Source organism: Nguyenibacter vanlangensis, from assembly GCF_013376155.1.
GTDB lineage: Bacteria > Pseudomonadota > Alphaproteobacteria > Acetobacterales > Acetobacteraceae > Gluconacetobacter > Gluconacetobacter vanlangensis.
Genome location: NZ_JABXXP010000707.1, coordinates 1 through 1,407, shown reverse-complemented (window position 1 = coordinate 1,407; position 1,407 = coordinate 1). Strand labels below are relative to the sequence as shown.

2 protein-coding genes and 1 pseudogene are annotated in these 1,407 nt (G+C 71.1%); 1 reads left to right on the top strand and 2 read right to left on the bottom strand.

Annotation, left to right across the window (positions count from 1 at the left end; translation table 11 throughout):
- Positions 1-211 (bottom strand): annotated as a pseudogene (locus tag HUK84_RS18260) (bifunctional heptose 7-phosphate kinase/heptose 1-phosphate adenyltransferase); the annotation flags it as partial.
- A gap of 2 nt (positions 212-213) precedes the next feature.
- Positions 214-876 (bottom strand): guanylate kinase, encoded by a 663-nt coding sequence (gene gmk, locus HUK84_RS18255; protein WP_176641503.1) that lies wholly within the window; start codon positions 874-876, stop codon positions 214-216.
- A gap of 298 nt (positions 877-1,174) precedes the next feature.
- On the opposite strand from gmk, the gene HUK84_RS18250 reads away from it, so the two are divergent.
- Positions 1,175-1,407 (top strand): cytosine permease (locus HUK84_RS18250; RefSeq protein ID WP_176641504.1); only part of this gene is annotated, 233 nt, incomplete at its 3' end.

The following is a 1,407-nucleotide window of genomic DNA, read 5'->3' as shown; positions in this document are numbered from 1 at the left end:
CGGCGCCGACCAGCCCGACCAGGATCGCCCGGCCGCCCAGCGAGAGGATGTTGTTGGCCACGTTGCCGACGCCGCCGGGCATTTCGCGGGTGCGGCCCAGCCGCAGCACCGGGACCGGGGCCTCGGGCGAGATGCGCTCCATTTCGCCATAGACGAAGCGGTCGAGCATGACGTCGCCGATGCAGAGCACCGTGATCGCGGAGAAATCCATGGTTACGCGCCGAACCCGGCGACTATGCCCGCCAGGCCGGTCTGGCGGCGGGTCTGGAGCCGGGCCGAGACCAGGATCGACCGGGCCTCGGCGATCGCCTGGTCGAGGTCGGCATTGATGATCACGTGGTCGAATTCCTGCCAATGGGCGATTTCGTCGCGCGCGGCCTGCATGCGCCGGGCGATTTCCGCCGGGTCGTCGGAGGCGCGGTTGCACAGGCGGCGTTCCAGCTCGGCCAGCGAGGGGGGCAGCACGAAGAGGCTGACCACGTCGGCCGGCAGGGCGGCGCGGATCTGGCGGTGGCCCTGCCAGTCGATGTCGAACACCATGTCGCGGCCTTCGGCCAGGGCGGCCTCGACCGGGGCGCGGGGGGTGCCGTAGCCCCGGCCGAACACGGTGGCCCATTCCAGCAATTCGCCGGATTCGGCCATCTGCTGGAACCGGTCCATGGTGCGGAAATGATAATGCACGCCGTCGGTTTCGCCCGGGCGGGGCTGGCGGGTGGTGACGGAGACGGAATGCAGCAGCCTCGGCTCGGCCGCGCGCAGGGCGTTGGCGATGGTGGATTTGCCCGCCCCGGATGGCGCCGAGATCACCAGGCAGACCCCGCGCCGCGCCACCGTCGGGCGGGGTGTCGGGCCGTGTCGTTCGCTGCTGGGTGTCATCGGCGTATCCTTGGAGCGTCGCGGAAGATCGTCGCGGGGCAACCCCGGGGCGGACCCGGGGCGGCAGGGTTTGCGGTCTTTTATCAGGCGGTCTCTGATCTGCGAACATCAAACGCGATGTGATTCGGATCACCGGTGCCTCGTCGGGCATCGGCCGGGCCCTGGCGCTGTCGCCGGCGCGGCCGGGGGCGACTTGCCAGGGGCCGCCCGATGACGCAACGATTGCACCCGCGCATGCGCCCCGCAGAACCGTAAGGACCCCCGAACCGTGCCGCTTGCCTTTCCGCGTCCGCCGGCCATGGAGGAACTGAGCGCCGCCGCGGTATCGTGCCCGGTTCCGCCGGAGCGCAAGACCATGCGGATCGACCGCGTGTTCTGGAGCCATTTCTCGCCCAATCTGGGGCCGGGCGGCTGGGTGACCGGGGCGCTGCTGGTGTCGCTGGGGCTGGATCTGCGCACCGGGCTGCTGGCGATCCTGCTGGGCAACCTGGTCGGCGCGCTGCCGGTGGCGCTGGCCGCGTCGATCGGGCC

Excerpts from the sequence above, each read along its gene's own strand:
- gmk (WP_176641503.1), bottom strand. The coding sequence starts at position 876 with ATGACACCCAGCAGCGAACGACACGGCCCGACACCCCGCCCGACGGTG.